The organism is Chamaesiphon sp. VAR_48_metabat_403, assembly GCF_031422475.1.
GTDB lineage: Bacteria > Cyanobacteriota > Cyanobacteriia > Cyanobacteriales > Chamaesiphonaceae > Chamaesiphon.
On sequence record NZ_JANPLS010000369.1, the window covers coordinates 1 to 3,441 of the forward strand.

The window sequence follows — 3,441 nt, forward strand, 5'->3', positions numbered from 1 at the left end:
GTCCCCCTGTCCCCCATCTCCCCTCACTCCCTCTCTGGCAAAGCACAACAATTAATATCATCCAGGCATACCTTACCCCATTGCAGTGCCCATCTAACTAATGCCACGCGATTATCGACACCTGCGCCAGCTTTTTTGAGAATGTTGCTGATATGGTTGTCTACAGTACGTTTGCTAATTTCCAATCGCGTGGAAATCTCCTCATTCGTCAAGCCAGCAGTCACTAGTTCGATAATTTCTATTTCTCGATCGGACAGTGTAGCAGATGTTTGCAGCTTATTCTCATCGATCATCATCCCTGCCTTTAAAATTTTACTTGTGCGAGTCGGATTGTTTGTTTTTGCGATTCGCCAATGGCGAAGCTATGCCAATGATTCTAATCCGTTCCCGATCGGACTGCCATGAATTATTAGTATCCTCCCACGATCTGGTCTGGATCGACGATCGAGAAAACATTACTTGGCAACTGTTTCATAGCTGGCTGTTACTCTCCTGCAGCAGCGTAATTTGGCATAGTAGCCCAAGCTTACCGGATCTTGAGTGCGATCGGTCAGAACATCGATACCGATGCCATTCCTGCCCATTTGAACGCCCGAACTGTGGATATATTGTAAATCGCCCAGATACATCGCAACATGGTCGGTTTTAGCTGGCGTACCAAAGAAAATCAGATCGCCAGGTAACATATTTTCAATCGTCACCCGCTCGGTAAAAGCCTCTTGCTGATATGAATCGCGCGGCAGCCAAATGCCTTGCGACTGAAATGCCGCCTGCATCAACCCCGAACAATCATAGTCAGGAGCCACCGTACCGCCCCACAAGTAGCGATTGGGTACCTTCATCGCAGCACGAGCAAAATTAATAATTTCGGGGATGCTAGCCGCAATTTTGGCTCTATCTATTTTTACCGATCGATAAATATCTGTAGTCAACTCTAACTGCTCGACATCCTCAAGTTTCAGCCAAGCCGGATAGTCATCCTCACATAGTCTAACCGGGATTGCCCGATCGGTTGGCGTTAGAGATTCAAGTCGTAAATGTCGATCTTTTGCTGCTTGAGTAGCTAATCCCTGACAAATTGGGGAACTATAGAGATCGAGAGCGATTCGACAGCGGTACTCGCTCGCAGTAGATAAGTCTATCATCGATAATTTGTGATTTTCCTTAATCCTATGCGATCTGGTCGATTTTCAACTATCTAGAGTCCTAATTTCGATCGTCATGAGTCAAATCTAAAGTTAATGTCGATTTTCTCGTCGAACTTAGTGGAAATACTGAGTGATTTGAGTCACCCTCAATCGAATTTTTAGCCGCTACGATTGGATTCATAGCATCTAAATTTTATCAGTCTGAATTATTGAAAATAAATAGATCCAAGTACAGTCAGTCATCCGATCGAAAATATACTTCGATCGAGAATGCTAATTGGTAGTTTTTGTTTCCAAATGGGGAATATTAATAGAGCTGACAGTTGAGCGATCGTTATCGATTATTCAGCAGATCGGTAATTTATAAGTTTTTATCTTGAAGTTGAGGAACCATTAACTGTGACGATTCGATCGCCTAAATACAACTCTCAAGGCTTTACCTTGGTAGAAATGCTCGTTTCCTTGATTATCATTGGCATCATCATGGGAATTACAGTTCCTTCATTTTTATGGCTAAATAAACCATTACGTACTGGTGCATTACAGTTCAAAGCACAACTTAACCTGATTCGCTCTAAAGCGATTGCTAGTAATAGAGCCTATCGAATTAGACCTAAGTATCCTGCTTTCGCTCAATATACAGGGCAAAACTATCAAGGTAATGCTCACAACTTCATCGTTGAGTATGCAGCTAATTGTCGAGTAAACACTTATGGAGCTGGTTTACCAAGTAATTCTACTGCTCCTGGGTATAATGCTGCTTTTCCTAATGGTACGCCGGATGGTTGGCTAGCAGCTTCCCAATTAGATCTGGATTTACCAGATTCGATCGGAGTTACCAGTCCTCTAGCAACACCGCCCGCACTACCTACTTTTAGCGCAGGAAATCAGAGTTTTACCCTTGCTAATCAAACGGGTACGACTGCTAGCACTCCAATCGAGCCGAATTTAAACTGGAGCATCTGCTATGACAATCGTGGTGTTGCCTCCCAAAATGCAACTTTAACACTACAAGATTTTCAAGCCAATAATCTTGCTACATCGGCACAAATTCAAGTTGGTGCGATCGGAGATATAGATATTACTACGATCGATAGGAACGCGGCAACAATTCCTCCGAGTAGTCAGGGGAACCCTGTCTTCTAGAATTGTATATTTACCGAGTGATAATTCACAATAAAAATTATCAAAAATAATTATTATGAAACTAAATTTATCCGAAAACAAACTTACAAACACCCAAGGCTCAGAACAGGGCTTTAGCTTGGTTGAGACAGTTATTGCTCTAGTTACTCTTGGGGTTTGTCTTGCCTATGCACTGCCATTGTTCTTATATGCAAAAATTAACAACTCGAAAAGTGAGATCCGAACTGGTGCATTGATTGTCTCTCAGCGAGTATTTGATGACATTAGAGCTAGAAAGATTAGTACATTGCCTTTAAGTCCAAGCACTCCTGAAATCAAAACAGCCACCAGCAATAGCGGTGCAGATCGCCCAATTATTACTGCAATGGGTAGAGAATATGAATCTAGGGTTACTTATTGTCAAATCTCTACGGATTGTGGTAGTAAATATCGAAAATTTAAACTTGAGGTAAGTCGTAATGGTTCAAAAGTATACGATCTGGAAGCTAATTATACAGAACTCGAATAAGGAAAATAATCCGAGCAAAGGATTTACCTTATTGGAATTAATATTCGGAATGCTCATTATGATTATCATTAGTGGGCTAGCTTTGAATGCTTTTATCGAAGCTAGTAATAGCTTCAATAAAGACAAGGTAAATATTGATTCTGCTCAAAAATTGTCTACCGTTTTAGAGCTAATTGGTAATGAGGTCAGACAATCTGGCGAACAAATTAACGATGCCAGATTTCCGGTAATTGAAATAGAGCCGAATACCGACGCTGGTAGTATGGTAGGTTCTTCCAAAATTACCATCCGTAAATCGCTATCTGTAGCTTTAACCTTGTGCGGTAACGTTGCACCTACACCTACTACCTTAATAGTTACAGATGATACTCGGTCAGAAAATAACTGTAAAGTGGGAACTCCATCGACAACAACTCTCCCCACCACGATTTCTCGTCCTAATGTATTAAGACAAGCTCGTGATAAGCGATGCCAGGTGGATGACCCTAATGGCAACTATAATGTTGCAAATACAGACTTTTGCCAAGGCAACTCTAGTGAAGTTGTCATGGCAGCGATGTCAGATGGATTGGGGAATATTCGTACTTTTAAATATACAGGTGATACTGAGGTTAGTGCCACTACATATCAAATTAGTAT

The 3,441-nt window shown here is 41.5% G+C and carries 5 protein-coding genes; 3 read left to right on the forward strand and 2 right to left on the reverse strand.

Features of this window, described 5'->3' with window-relative positions; translation table 11 throughout:
• Positions 1–23 precede the first annotated feature (23 nt).
• A complete protein-coding gene (locus RMO79_RS17735) occupies positions 24–293 on the reverse strand; it encodes a helix-turn-helix transcriptional regulator (protein WP_310484576.1) in 270 nt (89 codons plus the stop codon).
• 162 nt (positions 294–455) lie between these two features.
• Entirely contained in the window at positions 456–1,145 is a 690-nt protein-coding gene (locus RMO79_RS17740) for an NlpC/P60 family protein (RefSeq protein ID WP_310484572.1), read from the reverse strand.
• A 402-nt stretch (positions 1,146–1,547) separates the two neighbouring features.
• Between RMO79_RS17740 and RMO79_RS17745 the strand changes: the two genes are divergently transcribed.
• The 3 genes from RMO79_RS17745 to RMO79_RS17755 form a co-directional block, all read left to right on the forward strand.
• Positions 1,548–2,294 (forward strand): prepilin-type N-terminal cleavage/methylation domain-containing protein, encoded by a 747-nt coding sequence (locus RMO79_RS17745; protein ID WP_310484573.1) that lies wholly within the window; start codon positions 1,548–1,550, stop codon positions 2,292–2,294.
• A 55-nt stretch (positions 2,295–2,349) separates the two neighbouring features.
• A complete protein-coding gene (locus RMO79_RS17750) occupies positions 2,350–2,802 on the forward strand; it encodes a type II secretion system protein (RefSeq protein WP_310484574.1) in 453 nt (150 codons plus the stop codon).
• Positions 2,803–2,860: 58 nt separating this feature from the next.
• On the forward strand, positions 2,861–3,441 hold a 581-nt coding region (locus RMO79_RS17755), incomplete at its 3' end, for a hypothetical protein (protein WP_310484575.1).